This window comes from Streptodolium elevatio, from assembly GCF_053592165.1.
In genome coordinates, this window is the sequence record NZ_JBSFVE010000027.1 from 13,028 (window position 1) to 31,337 (window position 18,310).

14 protein-coding genes and 1 pseudogene are annotated in these 18,310 nt (G+C 72.8%); 11 read left to right on the top strand and 4 right to left on the bottom strand.

What is annotated here, in order from left to right; translation table 11 throughout:
• Positions 1-34 precede the first annotated feature (34 nt).
• Both ACWD12_RS34815 and ACWD12_RS34820 read right to left on the bottom strand, forming a co-directional pair.
• Positions 35-2,350, bottom strand: a complete 2,316-nt coding sequence (locus ACWD12_RS34815; protein WP_450102945.1) for a protein kinase domain-containing protein — start codon at positions 2,348-2,350, stop codon at positions 35-37.
• A gap of 130 nt (positions 2,351-2,480) precedes the next feature.
• Positions 2,481-3,506 carry a TAXI family TRAP transporter solute-binding subunit gene (locus ACWD12_RS34820; RefSeq protein WP_450102946.1) on the bottom strand — a complete coding sequence of 342 codons (1,026 nt, stop codon included), beginning with the start codon at positions 3,504-3,506 and terminating at the stop codon, positions 2,481-2,483.
• A gap of 197 nt (positions 3,507-3,703) precedes the next feature.
• On the opposite strand from ACWD12_RS34820, the gene miaB reads away from it, so the two are divergent.
• A complete protein-coding gene (miaB, locus tag ACWD12_RS34825) occupies positions 3,704-5,185 on the top strand; it encodes a tRNA (N6-isopentenyl adenosine(37)-C2)-methylthiotransferase MiaB (RefSeq protein ID WP_450102947.1) in 1,482 nt (493 codons plus the stop codon).
• Between the two features lie 36 nt (positions 5,186-5,221).
• Here the strand turns inward: miaB and ACWD12_RS34830 are convergent, their stop codons facing one another.
• Positions 5,222-5,812 carry a histidine phosphatase family protein gene (locus tag ACWD12_RS34830; RefSeq protein ID WP_450102948.1) on the bottom strand — a complete coding sequence of 197 codons (591 nt, stop codon included), beginning with the start codon at positions 5,810-5,812 and terminating at the stop codon, positions 5,222-5,224.
• A 34-nt stretch (positions 5,813-5,846) separates the two neighbouring features.
• On the opposite strand from ACWD12_RS34830, the gene ACWD12_RS34835 reads away from it, so the two are divergent.
• The gene (locus tag ACWD12_RS34835) at positions 5,847-6,554 is read left to right on the top strand and encodes a hypothetical protein (RefSeq protein WP_450102949.1); all 708 of its coding nucleotides are present in this window, start codon (positions 5,847-5,849) and stop codon (positions 6,552-6,554) included.
• A 180-nt stretch (positions 6,555-6,734) separates the two neighbouring features.
• On the opposite strand, the gene ACWD12_RS34840 is transcribed toward ACWD12_RS34835, so the two are convergent.
• Positions 6,735-7,265 (bottom strand): antitoxin, encoded by a 531-nt coding sequence (locus tag ACWD12_RS34840; protein ID WP_450102950.1) that lies wholly within the window; start codon positions 7,263-7,265, stop codon positions 6,735-6,737.
• Positions 7,266-7,414: 149 nt separating this feature from the next.
• Between ACWD12_RS34840 and miaA the strand changes: the two are divergent.
• The 9 genes and pseudogenes from miaA to ACWD12_RS34885 form a co-directional block, all read left to right on the top strand.
• A pseudogene (miaA, locus tag ACWD12_RS34845) lies at positions 7,415-8,365 on the top strand (tRNA (adenosine(37)-N6)-dimethylallyltransferase MiaA); the annotation flags it as partial.
• A gap of 504 nt (positions 8,366-8,869) precedes the next feature.
• Positions 8,870-10,735 carry a gamma-glutamyltransferase gene (ggt, locus tag ACWD12_RS34850; RefSeq protein ID WP_450102951.1) on the top strand — a complete coding sequence of 622 codons (1,866 nt, stop codon included), beginning with the start codon at positions 8,870-8,872 and terminating at the stop codon, positions 10,733-10,735.
• A 371-nt stretch (positions 10,736-11,106) separates the two neighbouring features.
• On the top strand, positions 11,107-11,322 hold the full coding sequence (locus ACWD12_RS34855; protein ID WP_450102952.1) for a hypothetical protein: 216 nt from the start codon (positions 11,107-11,109) through the stop codon (positions 11,320-11,322).
• Positions 11,323-11,597: 275 nt separating this feature from the next.
• A complete protein-coding gene (locus tag ACWD12_RS34860) occupies positions 11,598-11,888 on the top strand; it encodes a hypothetical protein (RefSeq protein WP_450102953.1) in 291 nt (96 codons plus the stop codon).
• Complete coding sequence (gene dapF / locus ACWD12_RS34865; protein WP_450102954.1) at positions 11,885-12,742, top strand: diaminopimelate epimerase; 858 nt, start codon at positions 11,885-11,887, stop codon at positions 12,740-12,742. The genes ACWD12_RS34860 and dapF overlap by 4 nt, the downstream gene beginning before the upstream one ends.
• A gap of 165 nt (positions 12,743-12,907) precedes the next feature.
• Positions 12,908-13,660, top strand: a complete 753-nt coding sequence (locus tag ACWD12_RS34870; protein ID WP_450102955.1) for an SCO6745 family protein — start codon at positions 12,908-12,910, stop codon at positions 13,658-13,660.
• A gap of 229 nt (positions 13,661-13,889) precedes the next feature.
• Positions 13,890-14,609 carry a DUF4097 family beta strand repeat-containing protein gene (locus tag ACWD12_RS34875; protein ID WP_450102956.1) on the top strand — a complete coding sequence of 240 codons (720 nt, stop codon included), beginning with the start codon at positions 13,890-13,892 and terminating at the stop codon, positions 14,607-14,609.
• Between the two features lie 232 nt (positions 14,610-14,841).
• Positions 14,842-16,368 (top strand): GTPase HflX, encoded by a 1,527-nt coding sequence (hflX, locus tag ACWD12_RS34880; protein WP_450102957.1) that lies wholly within the window; start codon positions 14,842-14,844, stop codon positions 16,366-16,368.
• A 436-nt stretch (positions 16,369-16,804) separates the two neighbouring features.
• Positions 16,805-18,247 (top strand): diaminobutyrate--2-oxoglutarate transaminase, encoded by a 1,443-nt coding sequence (locus ACWD12_RS34885; RefSeq protein WP_450102999.1) that lies wholly within the window; start codon positions 16,805-16,807, stop codon positions 18,245-18,247.
• Positions 18,248-18,310: the final 63 nt, after the last annotated feature.

Sequence of the window (18,310 nt, forward strand, 5' to 3'; positions counted from 1 at the left end):
GGCCGCACGCGGCAACGCACGGTCTGAAGGGGCGTCAGCCGCCGTTGAGGTCGGCGCTCGTCATGTGCGGGGTGCACTTCGGGGGGCGCGGGGCCAGCAGGCCCAGGGGGCCGAGTGTGGCGTCGTACGCCCGCTGCCAGTCGCCGTTGGCTATGTGCCGGTTCAGCGCCTCGCACACGGCCTTCGCGAGCACCGTGTCGCCGCGGCTGAGGCCCACGCCGTACGGTTCCGCCGAGAAGGGGCTGCCCAGCACCCGCAGCTCCGCGGGGTGCTTGGCGACGAAGCCCGCCAGGATCGTGTCGTCGGTGCTGACCCCGCGCACCTTCTTGTTCAGCAGCTCGTCGACGCACTCGGAGTACTTGCCGCGCTCCTCGACCTGCATGGCCGGGAACTTCTGGCCGATCCGCTCCGCCGACGTCGACCCGCGAACCACGCAGATGCGGTCGTCCGCAAGATCCTCGGGCCGCGCCGCGCCCGGGTCGTCCTTGCGGACCAGGAAGTCCTGCCCCGCCACGTAGTACGGGCCCGCGAACGACACCCGCTCCAGACGCTCGGGGTTGATCGTGTAACTGGCGACGATCAGGTCGACCTGACCGCTCGATATCCGGTACTCGCGGCCCTGCGTCTCGACGTCGACGAACCGGAGCTTGCCGGGGAAGCCGAGGTCGGCGGCGATCATGCGGGCTATCTCGTCGTCGAACCCGGCGTACTCGCCGTCCGGGCCCTTCTGGCTCAGCCCCGGCTGGTCCGGCTTGACCCCGACGAGCATGTAGCCGCGCTTCAGCATGGCCTGGTACGTCGGCGACTGCTCGCGCAGGTCGGCCAGCATCTGCTTGCGCTTGTCCTCGCCACCGCCGACCACCGCGGCCACGGTCACCGACACGGCTATCAGCACCAGGGCCACCGCGACGGGCAGCCCGATCCGCGCGGTCCTGCTCCGCCAGAACGACCGTCGGCTGTCGGGGCCACCGGGGCTGCCCGGGCCGCCGCCGCCCGACCCTTCGCCGGGTCTGCCGCCGGACGCGCCCGGCTCGGGGGCCTGCACCGATCCGGGGCCGTCACCCGCCCACGTCGCGTCGACGGCGTCGCCGGGACCGTGCGGGGCGAGTCCTCCGCGCGCGGGAGCCGCGTCCGCGGTGCCGGGCGTACCGCCGGCCGGGGCGCCCTGCCCGGACGCCCCGGTGCCGGACGCCCCGGTGCCGGACGCCCCGGTGCCGGACGTCCCGATGCCGGGCGTACCGGCGCCGAGCGCTCCGGGCCGCCCGTCGGGGACGCCGCGCGGGGTCGCGCGGTGCGTCGCGGTGTGGCCGGTCCCGACGCCCGCCCGGTACGCGCCCGTGCCCGGCGCCTCCGCGGCTCGGCCGGGATTCCGCTGCCCGGCGGGTGCCTCGCCGCCCCAGGTCGGCGCCAGCGCCTCCTGGATGACGCCGATCAGCTGTTCCTCGGCTTCCTTGCCGTCCATCCGCATGACCGGGTCCTTGCGCAGCAGACCCGTGATCACCGGCTCCAGCGCGCCGGAGTGTCGCATCGGGAGGGGATCGTGGTTGACCACCGCGTCGACGACCTCGACCGCGGAGGAGCGGCTGAACGGCGGGCGGCCCTCGACCATCTCGTACAGCGTCGCGCCGAGGGACCACAGGTCGGAGGCGGGGTCGAGCAGGATGCCGCCGCTCATGCCGAGCGCGTCCTCCGAGCCCCGGACGGTGGCATGGCCCGCGGTGCCGTCGCCGGCGGCGTCGTGGCGGCCCTCGGCCGGTATCGCGCCGCCGGCCGCGAAGCGTTCGGCGCGCTCGGGGGCGAGGTATCCGGGGGTGCCGAGCAGTTCGCCGATCTGGGTGACCTGCGGAGCGTCCACGAACGTGGCGATGCCGAAGTCGGTCAGCACGACACGTCCGTCGAGGCCGAGCAGCACGTTCGCGGGCTTCACGTCGCGGTGCAGGACGCCCTTGGCGTGCGCGGCGCGCAGGGCGCGCAGGACGTCCAGGCCGATGCGCGCGGCCTCGGCGTAGTCGAGCCGGCCCTCACTGCGTACGACCTCGGCGAGCGACCGCGAGATGACCAGTTCCATGACGATCCACGGGCGGCCGTCCTCCTCGAACACGTCGTGGACGGTCACCACGTTCTCGTGCCGGATGCGTGCCGCCGCGGTGGCCTCGCGCTTGCTGCGCTCCAGCCACGACCGCTGCGCGGTCTCGTCGAGCGAGGCGGGCAGCAGCAGCTCCTTGACGGCGACCTCGCGCCCCAGAGCGGTGTCGACGGCCAACCAGACCTCGCCCATGCCCCCGCGCCCCAGGCTCCTGCTCAGGCGGTACCGCTGGCTCAGCACACGGCCGACATCGCCCTCGGACACTGCGGTACGCCCTCCTCCCAGGTGCTCCAGGTCGTTCTGACAGGGCGTCAGACTTTAGGAGGTCCACCCAATATGTGGGGACAGGCCCCAGCATGTTGCATTCAGCGGTCTACGCGCGACGTCACGGGCATCACGGTTTTGCCGATCTGTACCAGAGTCGGGCGCCTTCGTGCAGCCTCAGCGGCGGAAATGTGAAAATCGCCGTACCCGGGTCCACGAGCTGGGCCGCGTGCACGACGGCCCCGATCGCTTCGCGACTTCCCAGGACCGTACCGGTGGCGCGCCTGATCAATTCGGTGTCCGCATCCGACCGGGTCACCATCAGATTCGGAACGGCGACCGTCGCGACGCCGTCCACGCCCTGGTACGCGTCGCCCGGGATGACCGCCTCGCGGTAGACCTGCGGCTCCCCGGCCTTGTTCAGTTCGCTCTGCAACGCCTTCGCGACGCCGCCCAGCGGCACGAAGCGGATCGCGAACTTCGTCCCGTCCGGCCTCTCCTGCAGCATGTCGGACACCGCCTGTGTCGGCAGGCCGCCGGACCAGAAGAAGGCGTCCAACGCCCCGCTCCTCAGCTTCGCGGCGGCATCGCCGATTCCGTCGACCTTGGCATCGAGATCGGCCTCCGGCGTCATGCCCACGGTGTCGAGAATGCGCCGGGCCAGAAGCTGTACCCCGGACCGCGCCGGACCGATTCCCACACGCAGGCGCGGTGCGCCGGGACCCGCCGGACGCAGGTCCGTCAGGTCCTTGATCCCGCTGTCGGCGGGGACCACGAGTTGCACGAAATCGTCGTACAGGCGGGCGACCGCGCGAAGTTGGTCGCGCTGCTCCGGGGGAAGCGAGGCGACCGCGTCCGCGGTCGCGATGCCGAGCGTCGCCTCGCCCCTCAGCACTTTGTCGAGGTTGTCCGGCGAACCCGCGCTGTTGATCAGCGAAACGTCCGTGCCGAGGTCGTCGGCGAGACGCGGACGCAGGAGCTCGCCGTACTTGGCGTAGACCCCCTCCGGCACACCCGTCGTGATCGTCACCGGGCCCCCGCGGTAGGGCACGCTGTCGTCGGAACTGATCCACAGGCCACCCGCGAACAGCGTCAGCGCGACCCCGAGCACGACCGCCACCAGCGTGCGCGTGCGGCGCGCCGGGGCTCCGCTCATGCGAGCGCGAGTCAGGCGTCCTTGCGTCATGGTCGGTTCCCGTCCGGGTCAGGGTGCTTGGTCGTGCGCGGGCGTGCGCGGGTCGTCGTGGCCGTCGTGGCCGTCGTGTGTACCGGTCTCCGTCACCGGTCTCCGTCACCGGGGTCCGTCACCGGGGTCCGGGGCGGCCCGGTGACCGCGTAATCTTGATTCTCGATATGAGCGCGCGATCCTACGAGGTGCGCACCTACGGGTGCCAGATGAACGTCCACGACTCCGAGCGGCTGTCCGGCCTGCTGGAGGACGCGGGCTACGTCCGCGCGGTCGCGGGCGAGGAGGCCGACGTCGTCGTCTTCAACACCTGCGCGGTGCGGGAGAACGCCGACAACAGGCTCTACGGCAATCTCGGCCACCTGGCGCCGAAGAAGGCCAAGCGTCCCGGGATGCAGATCGCCGTCGGCGGCTGCCTCGCCCAGAAGGACCGCGACACCATTGTGGCCAAGGCCCCATGGGTGGACGTCGTGTTCGGCACGCACAACATCGGCTCCCTGCCCGTCCTGCTGGAACGCGCCCGCGTCCAGGAGGAGGCCCAGGTCGAGATCCTGGAGTCGCTGGACGTCTTCCCGTCCACGCTGCCCACGCGGCGCGAATCGGCGTACGCGGCCTGGGTCTCCATCTCGGTGGGCTGCAACAACACCTGCACGTTCTGCATCGTGCCCGCGCTGCGCGGCAAGGAGAAGGACCGCCGACCCGGCGACGTGCTCGCCGAGATCGAGGCCCTCGTCGCCGAGGGTGTGATCGAAGTCACGCTGCTCGGGCAGAACGTCAACGCGTACGGCTCGGACATGGGCGACCGCGAGGCCTTCTCGAAGCTCCTGCGCGCCTGCGGCGAGATCGACGGCCTGGAGCGCGTGCGCTTCACCTCGCCGCACCCGCGCGACTTCACCGACGACGTCATCGCCGCGATGGCCGAGACGCCCAACGTCATGCACCAGCTGCACATGCCGCTCCAGTCCGGCTCGGACGACGTGCTGCGCGCGATGCGGCGCTCGTACCGCCAGGACCGCTACCTCGGAATCATCGACCGCGTGCGCGCCGCGATGCCCGACGCGGCGATCTCGACGGACATCATCGTCGGCTTCCCCGGCGAGACCGAGGCCGACTTCGAGCAGACCCTGCACGCCGTCCGCGAGGCGCGCTTCGCCAACGCCTTCACGTTCCAGTACTCCAAGCGCCCCGGGACCCCGGCCGCCACGATGGACGGCCAGATCCCCAAGGCCGTCGTGCAGGAGCGCTACGAGCGCCTGGTCGCCCTCCAGGACGACATCTCCTGGGACGAGAACAAGAAGCAGGTCGGCCGCACCCTCGACGTCCTCGTCGCGGAGGGGGAGGGCCGCAAGGACGAGTCCACGGCCCGGCTGTCCGGCCGCGCGCCCGACAACCGCCTTGTGCACTTTCAGCGGCCCGACGAGGACGTGCGCCCCGGCGACGTCGTCACCGTCGAGATCACGTACGCGGCCCCGCACCACCTGCTCGCCGAAGGCCCCACGCGAGCGGTCCGCCGCACACGCGCCGGGGACGCGTGGGCCAAGCGCGCCGGCGCGCCCGCGGCCGCCCCGGGCGTCCTGCTGGGCCTGCCGACGGTCGGCCCGCCCCCGGCAGCCCCGGCGGCCGAAACCGCGGCCTGCCGAGTCGACTGACAGCGGGCGCGGCCCCATGCGGGCCGCGCACGCGCGTCAGCCGCGCCGGTTCCAGGCGGTCATCACCGGTTCGCCGTGCTCGAAGCCGAGGTCGGACACGCCCGCGGTGGCGAGCGCGAACAGCCTGCCGTCCGCAGGCGGCAGGCCGAGCCAGCGGGCCGTGAGGACGCGGAGCACGTGTCCGTGCGCCACCAGGGCCACGTCGTCACCGGCGTCCAGGACCGGGCGTACGCGCTCCAGCACCCGGTCGACGCGCGCGCCGACGTCGGACACCTGCTCGCCCGGATGGTCCGCGTCGCCCGAGACGACGCCGTCGCGCCACAGGTACCAGCCCGGAACCGTCTCGCGGATTTGCGGCGTGGTCAGGCCCTCGTAGCCGCCGTAGTCCCACTCCATGAGGTCCGGGTCGAGCCCGGTGTCCGGCAGGCCCGCGAGGACGGCCGTCGCCCTGGCCCGCCGCAGCGGGCTGACGAGGACGAGCGCGAAGTCCCGGTCGGCGACGAGCTTTCCCGCCGCACGCGCCTGCTCCTCACCGGTCGGGGTGAGCGGGATGTCGGTGCGGCCGGTGTGCCGGTGGTCCCGGCTCCACTCCGTCTCGCCGTGCCTGATGATGGTGAGCTGCGCCATGAGCCCATGAGAACACGCCCGGTACTCTCGTGCCGTGCTTGTTGCCGCTGCCGTGTGTCCTCATCCGCCTTTGCTCGTGCCCGACCTGGCCGCAGGTGCCGCGGGCGAGTTGGAGGCGTTGCGCGAGGCGTGTGACGCCGCCGTCGCGGCGCTGGCCGCCGCGCGTCCCGAGCGCATCGTCGTGGTCGGCACCGGCCCCGAGTCGGCGGACTTCCCCCGGGGCGGCGCCGGGACGTTCGCGCCGCTGGGCGTCAACCTCTCGGTGAGCCTGGGCGCCGGGGGTTCCGGCGACGTCGAGGAGCGGATGCCGCTGTCCCTGGCGATGGCCGCGTGGCTGCTGGGCCGCACACGTGTGGACGTACCCGTGTCCGGACTCGCGGTCGCGGCGGACGCCGACGCCGCCGACTGCCTGGCCTCGGGAGCCGCCTTGGTCGCGGGCGACGAACGGATCGCCCTGCTCGTGATGGGCGACGGCAGTGCCTGCCGTACCGAGAAGGCGCCGGGCTACCTGGACGAACGGGCCGAGCCCTACGACGCGGCCGTCGCGCTGGCGCTGGCGGACGCCGACGTCCTGGCGCTCGCGGCGCTCGACCCCGACCTGTCCGACGAACTGTGGGTGGCGGGCCGCGCCGCGTGGCAGGTGCTCGCCGGAGCGGCGGACGGCGCCGAGCTCGCCGGGCGCCTGACGTACGACGACGCGCCTTACGGAGTCGGCTACTTCGTGGCCGTGTGGGGCGCCTGACACATCCGCGTACGCGGTTGCCCATCGGCCGGAAGACCCGCCCGAACGCCCCCGGAACGCCGAACGCCGACGGCCACGGGAGCGATCCCGTGGCCGTCGGCGCTGCGAACCTGTGCTTGTGATCTGTCCGGTCTGAGTGTCGTCCCGCCCCACCGGCCCGCACGGGCCGTCAGGCGGACGTCAGGCGGGCGGGTTCTGCTCCGGCGGCGCCTCGCCCGCCGGAGGGGCTTCGGGGGTCGCCTCCGGCGCGGCCGGGGGTTGCGCCTCGCCCGGTACGCCCAGCGCGCCCTTCGCCTGCTCGGCGGCGCTGTCGATCTTGTCGCCGTGCTTGCCGCCGGTCTTCTTGTCGACCATGTCGGCCGCCTTGTCGACGCCCTGGCCGACCTTGTCGCCGTGTGGGGCCAGCTTTTCCTTGATGGTGTCCAAGAGACCCATGTCCTGCTCTCCTTCGGACTCCCGGCCCGAGCCGACAGGCTTCGGGACCGTGGTCAAAGTTGCGGTGGAAGCACCACCCGCGGCCTCCGGGACGGCGTCCTCGGCGTTCTTGCCGCCGCAGCACGGTCCGGAATCCTGGGCGGGGACGCAACACTCGGTTGCGGGCCGCTCCTCGACGAGGGTTCCGACGCTCCCCGCCTGCTCCGGCTCCAGTGAACCGGGCTCCTGTGCGGTCTCTTCCGTGGAATTGCGCCTGAACCAGTCGAAAACGCCCATTTCTTGCTCCTTGACCCTACGACGGACGTGGCGGATGTGCATGTCGTGCCGCAGGACAACGAGTCCGGGGTGCGCGCGGTTATGTGACCGCGCCCGGGCGTACCGCATCGGGTGACGGTACGTAGCCACTGTTCCGGCAGACTTGTCCCGTGAGTTCGCGATCTCTCCCCGATGCGGCCCCTGCCCAGGGCCGCCCGCGCGTCGTGGCCGTCGTCGGCCCGACCGCCGCAGGCAAGTCCGACCTCGGCGTCGCCCTGGCACAGGCGCTGGGCGGCGACGTCGTCAACACCGACTCGATGCAGCTGTACCGGGGCATGGACATCGGCACCGCCAAGTTGACGCTCGCCGAGCGGCGCGGCGTGCCGCACCACCTGCTGGACGTATGGGACGTGACGCGGACCGCCAGCGTCGCCGAGTACCAGCAGGACGCTCGGGCGGTCGTGGACCAACTGCTCGCGGCCGGGCGCACCCCGGTGCTGGTGGGCGGCTCGGGACTGTATGTCCGCGCGGTCGTCGACGACCTGGAGTTCCCCGGCACCGATCCCGAGGTGCGCGCCCGGCTGGAACGCGAGCTGGAGGCAGACGGCACCGGCCCGCTGCACGCCCGCCTCGCCGGCCTCGACCCGGCCGCCGCCGCCGCGATCCTGCCCAGCAACGGCCGGCGCATCGTGCGCGCGCTGGAGGTCATCGAGATCACCGGGCGGCCGTTCACCGCGACGCTGCCCGGTCCGGTCCCGGTGTACGACTGCGTGCAGATCGGCGTCGACGTGCCGCGGCCGGTGCTGGACGAGCGCATCGACGCGCGGGTCCAGCGCATGTGGCGCGACGGTTTGGTGGACGAGGTGCGGGCGCTGGAGCAGCTGGGGCTGCGGGACGGGTTGACGGCGTCGCGGGCGCTCGGCTACGCCCAGGTGCTGCGGCAGCTCACCGGCGACATGAGCGAGGCCGAGGCGAAAGAGGACACGGCGCGGGCCACGCGGCGGTTCGCGCGGCGGCAGGACACGTGGTTCCGGCGGGACCGGCGCGTGCGGTGGCTGGCGTACGACCGGCCGGACCTCGTGGCGGAGTCGCTGCGGCAAATCGCGTTCGGCACTGCCGAGGGTGAGGAGGGCGGGGAAAACGGGGAAGGCGGCCGCTCGGAGGTCGACGGCGGCGCGGGCTTCGGCGGTGGCGCGGGCTTCGGCGGGGGCCGCCGCGACGGGGGTGCGGGGGATGCGCCGGCTGACGGCCTGGGGACGGGCCGCGGGGGCAGTCTCGGCGGTGGCGTGAACGGCGGCGTGATCGGGGGAGTCGACGGCGGCGTCAACGGGGGAGTCAACGGCGGGGTCGGCGGCGGGATGTAGGCGGGCGGGGTGCAGGCGGGGGGCGCGGGCCGGTCCGTGTCTTTGGCCGCTTGTGCTTGCGGCGGGCCGGGTGGTCTTGCCGCCGCCCGTCCGGTCCGCCGCCTCGGTGGCAGTTCGAGTGGCTGTTCGAGCGGGTGTTCGACCTTCCGGAGCCTTCGTCGGTCTGAGTGAACTTCCGTCCTGTGGCCCGATTTTGGCTGTGCGGGGTGGGGCGGGAGTGGCACGGTGGATGCGTCGTTGTCGCGTCCGGGGGAGGTCTTCATGGCCGTATCACCGCCACAGCCAGGGCAGTTCGCGCCGTCCGGGCGCGCCCGCAGGGCCGTGCTGCGGGTGCGCCGCGGCTGGGCCGCGGGCATCGCCGCCGCCGCACTGCTGGTCGGCGCCGCCCCGATTGCCTCCGCACATCCGGACCCGGGCGGGGATTTCCCCAAGGTCCCGGTGATGACCGGGTACGGCGGCGCGGTGTCCAGCGTCGATCCGGACGCCACCCGCGTCGGCCTGGAGGTGCTGCGTCGCGGCGGCAACGCGGTCGACGCCGCGGTCGCCACTGCCGCCGCCCTCGGCGTGACGGAGCCGTACTCGGCGGGGATCGGCGGTGGCGGCTACTTCGTCTACTACGACGCCAAATCGCGTACGGTCCGCACGATCGACGGCCGCGAGACCGCGCCCTTCCGGATGACCGCGACGTCGTTCATCGACCCCGCGACCGGGCTGCCCCTGCCGTTCGACCAGGGCGTCAACTCCGGGCTGTCGGTGGGTGTTCCGGGCACTCCGGCGACCTGGGAGGCCGCGCTGCGCCGCTGGGGCACGCTGTCGCTGCGGCAGGCACTCGACCCCGCCGCCGCGCTGGCCGCGCGCGGGTTCGTGGTCGACGCGACCTTCCAGGCGCAGACCGCGGCCAACCAGTCGCGGTTCGACGACATCGTGCCCACCCGCGACCTGTTCCTGCCAGGCGGCCAACCGCCCGCCGTGGGAAGCACGTTCCGCAACCCGGATCTGGCTCGCACGTACCGCGACATGGGCAGGTACGGCGTCGACTGGCTCTACCGGGGCGCGCTGGGCCGCGAGGTCGTCCAGACCGTCAAGGCCCCGCCGGTCGCGCCCGACGCGGACCGCGCCTTCCGGCCCGGCCTGATGGAGACCCGCGATCTCGCCAAGTACTCCGTGGTCGACCGCAACCCCACCCGGGCCGACTACCGCGGCGTCACCGTCTACGGCATGGCACCGTCGTCCTCCGGAGGCATCACCGTCGGCGAGGCACTGAACATCCTGGAGACAGTCGACGTCGGGGGCATGGACGCGGTCACCGCCACGCACTACTACCTCGAAGCCTCGCGCCTGGCGTTCGCCGACCGGAACCGCTACATCGGCGATCCGGCCTTCGTGGGCGTACCGCAACGCCCGCTGCTGAACCAGGGGTTCGCCAAGGAGCGGGCCTGCCTGATCGATCCCGCGAAGGCGTCCGTGAGCCCGGTGCCGCCCGGTGACCCGAGCCCGCCGTACCAGGGCTGCCCGGCGGCCACCGGCGCCGGCGACGCGGAGCCGTACGAGGGCCAGTCGACGACCCACCTGGTGGCGGCCGACCGCTGGGGCAACGTCGTCGCGTACAACCTGACGATCGAGCAGACCGGCGGCAGCGCCATCACCGTTCCGGGGCGCGGCTTCCTGCTCAACAACGAGCTCACCGACTTCAGCTTCGCGCCGGCCAACCCGTCCGTGCCTGACCCGAACCTGCCGGCCCCGGGCAAGCGCCCGCGCAGCAGCATGGCGCCGACCATCGTGCTGGAGGACGGGAAGCCGCTGCTGGCGGTCGGTTCGCCGGGCGGGGCCACGATCATCACCACGGTGCTCCAGACCCTGGTCGGCCGGCTCGACCTGGGCATGACCCTGCCCGAGGCGCTCGCCGCACCACGACTGTCCCAGCGCAACGGCGCGGCGACCGAGGTGGAGCCGTCCGTCCCGGCCGCGCTGCGCGCCGCACTGGAGGCACGCGGCCACGTCCTGCGGGAGAACCCGGAGATCGGTGCGGCGACCGCGCTGGAGTTCCTGCCACGAGGTCGCATCCAAGCCGTCGCCGAACCCACCCGCCGCGGTGGCGGCTCGGCGGCGGTGGTGCGGCCGGGCTAGGCCGACGTCGATCTGCCGCCGGTAGGTCCGGCGGCAGGGTGCGGACACGACCGACCGCGGCGGCCGAAGGAACGAGGGCGTTCCGTTGGGCTGCGCGCCGCTGACCGTGGCGCGCAGTCGGCCCGGCGGCGTCGTCGCGGGGCTGAGGGCACCGGCGGACGGTTCGCGCTCGTCGATCCGACCGCTTTCGGAATCGCGCGGTGCTCGAAATCGCGCGGTCCGGGGAATCGCGCGGTGTCGGAGTCGCGCGGTCCGCTGAATCACGCGGTCCGGGGGATCGCGCCGTGCCCGGATCGCGGGGCGTCACCCGATTGCCGGATCGGTGGTGCCTCGGCGGTTTCGCTCCCTCGCGCCCATGGGACAAGCCGACGATGACGACCGCGGAAGGGCAGCGCCCAGCGGCCGATGACCGCCGGGGCGCGATCGGCGCCTTCCGCGAATGGGACCGTCTCGACGAGGTAGTGGTGGGGCGTCCGCTCGACTTCCATATCCCCGACGACGCGGCGGGCCTGCGGCGGTCGCTCGCGTTCCCGCCCGCCGGCTTCGGCGACGGCTGGTCTGACGCCCGGGGCGGCCGCTGGTCCTAGGCCGATCCCGAGGGGTACGCCCGCTGCCGCGATCAACTCGGCGCCCTCGAAGACTTCCTGGCGGCCCGCGGCGTCGTCGTGCACCGGCCCGAGCCGCTGACCCACGACGAGCAGGCGGTCTCGCCGAGTTCTCGCCCTTCCCCCTGCAGATCTTCGCGCGCGACCCGGTCATCGTCGCCGGGGACACCGCCGTCGAGGCGTCGCTGCGTCTGCCGCACCTCTTCAAGGAGCGCTTCGGGATGCGGCCCTGATCGCTCTTCGGCCGGGACATTCTGGTGGGCGTCGGCAGCGGCCGGTTCACCACCGACGAAGCCGGCTCGACTGGCTCAGGGCGCTGTTCGGGGACGCGTACCGGGTGCACCGGGTTTCCGCTGCACCCGGGCGTGCTGTACCTGGACGAGGGCCTGGCCGCCGTATCCGCGAGGGCCCGGCGATCGTCGCGCGCGCAGTTCACCGACAGCCTGCCGCCGCTGATCGCCGACTGGGAGCTGGTCGACGTCACCCTGCCGGGCCCCTCGGGCGCCGGGCGGCGATTCGCGGTCCGGACCGTAGGATCGGGAGGGTGAGCACTCTGCGATTCCTCAAGGGGCACGGCACCGAGAACGACTTCGTCATCGTCCCCGATGCCGACGGTGCCCTCGACCTCGACGCGCGCCATGTGGCCGCGCTGTGCGACCGGCGCGCGGGCATCGGCGCGGACGGGCTGCTGCGCGTCGTGCGTTCGGCCAAGGACCCCGCGGCCGCCCACATGGCCGACGAGGCCGAGTGGTTCATGGACTACCGCAACTCCGACGGCAGCATCGCCGAGATGTGCGGCAATGGCGTACGCGTGTTCGCCCGCTACCTCGTCGAGTCCGGCGAGGCCGCGCCCGGCGACCTGCGCGTCGCCACCCGGGGCGGCGTCAAGACGGTGCGCGTGCCGGCCGACGGCGGCGACGTCACCGCCGAGATGGGCTCCGCGCGTTTCCCAGGCCCCGACGGCATCGAGGTCACGCTGCCCGACGGCACGGTGCGCCCCGCCGTCAACGTCAACATGGGCAACCCGCATGCCGTCGTGTTCGTCGACCACCTCGACGACGCCGGCACCCTGTACACCGCGCCGCCGGTGACGCCCGCGTCGGCGTATCCCGAGGGCATGAACATCGAGTTCGTGGTCGACCGCGCGCCGGGGCACGTGGCGATGCGCGTGCACGAGCGCGGATCGGGCGAGACCCGCTCGTGCGGGACGGGCGCGTGCGCGGTCATGGTCGCCACCGCGCGGCGGGACGGCGCCGAGCTTCCCGCGACGTACACCGTCGACGTGCCGGGCGGCCGCCTGGTGATCACGGAGTTCGCGGACGGCCGGGTCGAGATGACCGGTCCCGCGGTGATCGTCGCCGAGGGCGAGGTCGACCTCGCCCGCCTCACGGTGCGCGGCTGACCCGACCCGCCTGACCGACCGCCTGATCTGGCCCCTGGCCCGACCGACCCCCTGGCCCGATCCGGCCGGGTCGCCCGTATCCGTGCCCACCCGTATGGGCCCTTCGCGGCCGCTCTGCTAGAAACGCTTGACGCAGCCAAGCGAAAAGCAGTCGGAGGGCCTTCAATGAGTTCACGCATGGACGTCGCGCGCGCCACCACCCAGGCGGTCAAGCCCGCGATCCAGCAGATCGGGTCGAAGTTCTTCTTCGACCCCGCGACCACCGCGCGCGGCGCCGAACTGGGCTACGACGGCCTCCAGTTCTACATCGCGGGTCGCGGCGGCGTGATCGGGGACGCGTCCGACGAGGTGGTGGCCGACGCGTTCCACTACTTCGAGCCCGCGGCCATCACCGGGATGTGGGCCGCCGCCGCGAAGATCGGCCCGCCCGCCGAGGCCGCCGCGGCGTACGCCGAGTGCTGCCACGCATGGGGCCGCGCCAAGCTCGCGGACCTGCCCGGCGTCGAGCGCCTCGCCGACCTCGCGGGCCGGATCACCGACGCGAACGACCTCGGGACGGCCGGACGCCTGTCCAGCGGATGGCGTGCCATGCCCGGCGCCGAGGACGCTCCCGCCCGCGCGATGCACCACTTCCAGACGCTCCGCGAGCTGCGCAGCGACCTGCACGCGCTGGCCCTGCGCGTCCACCGCATAGGCGCCCTGGATGCGCAGATCGGGGAGCGCAAGAACGAGGGCATGATCAAGTTCTTCGGCTGGACCGAGCCGTTCCCGGAGCTCGACGACGCGCTGGCCGAGCGCCGCGCGGACGCGGAGGTGCTCACCGACGAGATGGTCGCGGGCGCGTACTCGGTGCTGGACGAGGCGGAGTCCGCGGAGTTCGCGGCCCTGACGCAGGCCGCGCTCGCCCACCTGGCCTGAGGCTTCCGGGGAGAACCTCCGGGACGCGGTCGCGATGCAGCCGGGACGAGGCGCCGTCAACCCTACGAACGATGTATCCCCGAGGGGGGAACCCCGGAGAAAGTAGGGGAGAGCCGGGGTGTTCTCCGCCGTGGGGATGAGCGCCCTTCCCGGTCGCGCGGGCGAGGTGTCGCCGACGGGCTCGACCTAGCGTGGAACGTACGCCAGCGTTCCCTGCCAGGAGGCCCCGATGTCCGCGCCCCATGCCCGAAACCGCCGCCGCCGACTCGCCGTGCTGATACCGGCGGTGGCGGTCGTCCCCCTGGTCCTGGCCGCGTGCGAGATGGACGTCGACGTCGACGCCGAGCACAAGAAGACGAACACGTACGAGGTCAGTGAGAAGGTCGGCAAGATCTCGGTCGTCACCACGGCTGGCAAGGTCACCGTCACCGAGAAGGACATACCCCACGTCAAGGTCACCGAGAAGTGGAACTGGGAGGGCGGCACCGAGCCGACCACCAGCCACAAGGTCGACAACGGCACCGTGGACCTGACGTACAAGTGCGGCAACAAGGACTGCTGGGTGTCGTACGAGGTCGAGGTGCCGCGCGGCACCGGCGCGCACGTCGAGACCGACGCGGGCGAGGTACGCCTCACCGGGCTGTCCGGCGACCTCGACGTCAGCACCGGCGCCGGCAAGATCGACGGTGACGCGCTCACCGCCAAGCAGGCCACCGCCCGGACCACCGCGGGGTCGCTCGACCTGACCTTCAGCGCCGCCCCCGCGAATGTGGACGCCAAGACGACCGCGGGCCGCGCCACCGTCCGCGTGCCGTCCGGCCAGTCCTACAACGTGGACGTCGAGGCGACCGTCGGCGACACCGACGTGGACGTCGCCAAGGACGCCAACGCCGCCAGCAAGATCAAGGTGCGCACGACGGCGGGCCAGGCACGCGTGCTGACGTCCTGAGCACGACCTCGCGCCTCTGCCGCACAGCCGACGCACCTGACGCACGCCTGACACACGCGCCTGGCCACCCCGACGTACGCCTCAGGCAGCCCGACGCGCCGCGGCGGACTCCCGACACAACGGGGGAAACCCGCGTGCCATTCTGCGGGCCTGCGTGGCACGATCGAGGGGACGGATTCCCCAGGCGACGGGACGGAACATCTCCGCCCCGCGCCGTGTTGAACAGGACAATATGACCTCCGCATACGACCGCTCCCCGCACGACGACGATTCCGCAGTCGAACTTTTCGACGACCTCGACCTCGACGGATTCGACGACGCTGACGGCGACGGTTCGGGCGACACCGCCGGGTCGGGTCCTGCTGCACATGGCGCGGGCTACGACGGCGACCAGTTCGACCTCGCCGACCGCCAGGCGCTGCGCCGCGTGGCGGGACTGTCCACCGAGCTCGCCGACGTCACCGAAGTCGAGTACCGCCAGCTCCGCCTGGAGCGCGTGGTGCTCGTGGGCGTCTGGACCGACGGCACCGTGGAGGAGGCCGAGAACTCCCTGCAGGAGCTCGCGGCCCTCGCCGAGACCGCCGGATCCGAGGTCCTCGAAGGCGTCATCCAGCGCCGCGACAAGCCGGACCCGGCCACGTACATCGGTTCCGGCAAGGCCCGGGAACTGCGTGACGTCGTCGTCGCGACCGGCGCCGACACCGTCGTCTGCGACGGTGAACTGACGCCCGGTCAGCTCATCCATCTGGAAGACGTGGTCAAGGTCAAGGTCGTCGACCGGACCGCGCTCATCCTCGACATCTTCGCCCAGCACGCCAAGTCCCGTGAGGGCAAGGCGCAGGTCTCGCTCGCGCAGATGCAGTACATGCTTCCGCGCCTGCGCGGCTGGGGCCAGTCGCTGTCCCGCCAGATGGGCGGTGGCGGCAGCGGCAGCAGCGGTGGCGGCATGGCCACCCGCGGTCCCGGTGAGACCAAGATCGAGACCGACCGGCGGCGCATCCGCGAGAAGATGGCCAAGATGCGCCGCGAGATCGCCGACATGAAGAAGGCGCGCGACACCAAGCGCGCCGAGCGGCGCCGCAACAAGGTGCCGTCGGTGGCGATCGCCGGATACACCAACGCGGGCAAGTCCTCGCTGCTCAACCGGCTGACCGGGGCGGGCGTGCTGGTGGAGAACGCGCTGTTCGCCACCCTGGACCCGACCGTACGCCGGTCCGAGACGCCGTCCGGCCGCGTCTACACGCTGGCCGACACGGTGGGCTTCGTACGGCACCTGCCGCACCAGCTCGTCGAGGCGTTCCGCTCCACGCTGGAAGAGGTCGCCGAGGCCGACCTGATCCTGCACATCGTGGACGGCTCGCACGCCGAACCCGAGGCGCAACTTGCCGCGGTACGCGAGGTGTTCGTCGAGGTCGAGGCGCAGAACGTGCCGGAGATCGTGGTGGTCAACAAGGCCGACGCCGCGGACCCGCTGGTCCTGGCCCGGCTGCTGCGCCGCGAGCCGCACGCCGTCGTCGTCTCGGCGAAGACCGGGCAGGGCGTCGAGGAGCTCCTCGCCCTGATCGACGAGGAACTGCCGCGCCCCGAGGTCGAGGTGGAGGCGCTGGTGCCGTACCACCGCGGCGACCTCGTCGCGAAGGTGCACGAAAGCGGCGAGATCCTGGAGAGCGAGCACCGTGCCGAGGGCACGTGGCTGCGCGCCCGGGTCGGTGCCGTGCTGGCCGCCGAACTGCAGGGCTTCGCGGTGGCCAACCGGTAGGAACGACAGGCGAACACGCCACGGACGCACGACGAAGCGGCGGGACCCCGAAAAAGGGGTCCCGCCGCTTCGTCGTGTTCGGCTGTGTGTTTCGGGCTGTGTGTTCGAGCTGGGCGTTCGGGCCGGTGTGTTCGGACCGGGAGGTTGGCGAGCCGGGCTTTCGCGGGCCGGGGCGTACGGCGCGCGTGCGCGTTGTGCGGGTACCTCGAAAAGGGCGGCTCCCTACCCGTGTTCGCGGTCGGTCCTGATCGTTGGACAGGAGGTGCGGACGTCGAGCGGAAACCGCCCCGGAAGCACGGAAAGCCCGTACGGTCACTCGAAACGGTGGTGTTGGTTGCGAAGCGTGACATATCTAAGGTAACCCTTACCTAATTTGATCGCCGGGCGGTACGCCCGGACCCACCCGCCGAGCGCGCTCGGCCTCAACCCGGGAGGCATGCCCGTGAGCGCCGCACCCACGACGACCGACGCCACCGCAGTCGGCTCGGGAGCAGGCACCGGAGCAGGCGCGGGGGCGGCGGGCGCCGGTGCCGCAACCGGGCCCGAGGGCATCCTCCTGCGCCAGGCCCGCCGCGAGTCGTCCGCCCGGACGTACGCGCGGTCGCTGCCGATCGTCCCGGTCCGCGCCAAAGGCATGACGGTCGAAGGCGCCGACGGCCGCCGCTACCTCGACTGCCTGTCCGGCGCCGGCACGCTCGCGCTCGGCCACAACCACCCCGTCGTCCTGGAGGCGATCCGCGGCGTCCTGGACTCCGGCGCACCGCTGCACGTCCTCGACCTCGCGACGCCGGTCAAGGACCGCTTCGTCGAGGCGCTGTTCGAAACGCTGCCACCGGAGTTCGCGCGCGACGCCCGCATCCAGTTCTGCGGACCCGCGGGCACCGACGGCGTGGAGGCGGCACTCAAGCTGGTGCGCACCGCGACCGGTCGGCGCGGCATGCTGGCGTTCGCCGGGGCGTACCACGGCATGACGGCCGGGGCGCTCGCGGTCAGCGGCGACACCGCGATCCGCGAGGCGATCGGGCCGGGGGCGGACGAGGTGACGCGGCTGCCGTACCCGCACGCGTACCGCTGTCCGTTCGGCACCGGCGGCGGCGAGAGCGCACGGCTCGCCGCCCGCTATGCCGAGACCCTGCTCGACGACCCGTCCGGCGGCGTGGCCGCACCCGCCGCGATGATCCTCGAGGTCGTGCAGGGCGAGGGCGGCGTCATCCCCGCCCCCGACACGTGGCTGCGCGAGATGCGCCGGATCACCGACGAACGCGGCATCCCGATGATCGTCGACGAGGTGCAGACCGGCCTCGGACGCACCGGCGCCTTCTGGGCGATCGAGCACAGCGGGATCGTGCCCGACGTCATGGTCATCTCCAAGGCCGTCGGCGGGTCGCTGCCGCTCGCCGTCGTCATCTACCGCGGCGACCTGGACCGCTGGTGGCCGGGTGCGCACGCCGGCACCTTCCGCGGCAACCAGCTCGCCATGGCGGCCGGCACCGCGACCATCGGCTTCATCCGCGAGAACCGCCTCGACGAGGAGGCCGCGCGCCTCGGCGCACGGCTCACCGCGGGGCTGCGGCAACTCATGGCCGCCGAGCCCGCGGTCGGCGACGTCCGCGGCCGCGGCCTCATGATCGGCGTCGAGATCGTCGACCCGGACGCCCCGCCCGGCCCCGACGGATCCCGCCCGCCCGCCCCCGAACTCGCCGCCGCGGTGCGCGCCGAAGCCCTGGAGCGCGGCCTCGTCATCGAACTGGGCGGCAGGCACGGCACGGTGGTGCGCCTGCTGCCGCCGCTGACGATGACCGAGGCGCAGGCCGACGCCGTCCTGGACCGGCTCTGCGAGGCGGTGCCCGCCGCCGTGGCGCAACGGAGGAGCGCATGATCGTGTCCGATCCGACGCCGGAGCCCGCGCCGGTGCCCCCGCCCGGACCGGCGCCGGCGCCGG